1 protein-coding gene is annotated in these 598 nt (G+C 73.7%); it reads left to right on the forward strand.

The window, feature by feature from the left end; translation table 11 throughout:
- Positions 1-12: 12 nt before the first annotated feature.
- Positions 13-357 (forward strand): hypothetical protein, encoded by a 345-nt coding sequence (locus ACWGSR_RS37020; protein WP_453573720.1) that lies wholly within the window; start codon positions 13-15, stop codon positions 355-357.
- Positions 358-598 lie beyond the last annotated feature (241 nt).

Consider the following 598-nt stretch of genomic DNA (forward strand, 5'->3'; position numbering starts at 1 on the left):
CAGGGTGGAGAGGTGACGGCTGATGCGCCAAAGCCCGCCCGCACCCCCGACGGACGGTATGTGATCATCGACGGTCGGCGCTGGCGGGCCACGGATCCCGACGTGCCTGAGGACGTGGCCGCCCGGCTGCGGTCCCACCTCATGGCCGCTCGTCGCGCCGTGGGCATGGCCCGCCGCGCCCAGGACACGGCTGCCGAACGAGCCGCCCGCGACCGCGTGCACACCGCGAAGGTTGCCCTCGGCGAACGCGGTATGCCCTGGTGGGACCAGCAGGAGCCCGAGCGCCGTACCCGCTGGAGCGACGGGCTGGCCGCGCTCGACGGGCAGGGTGACCAGGAGGGCGCCGACGAAACGTGAGCGGGTCCAGATTCCCGGTCCCGAGCGGCGCCATTACGAGCACGACCGTTTGGAGGCGACTCCGTGTGTGTGGGGGAGGGTATCGGGGGCAGGTGGGGTGGTGAGCGCATGGGACCGCTCTGGACAGGCAGGGCTTGGCCGAATTCCCCCCTCGGTGGGCCCTGGGGTGGTTGGACGGGCCCGCACCCGAGGTGCGGGCCCCGCCCGCATAAGGCCCCGGGGTGCGGTGGCCGGCCCGTGG

The sequence above is a fragment of the Streptomyces sp. NPDC055632 genome (assembly GCF_053618675.1).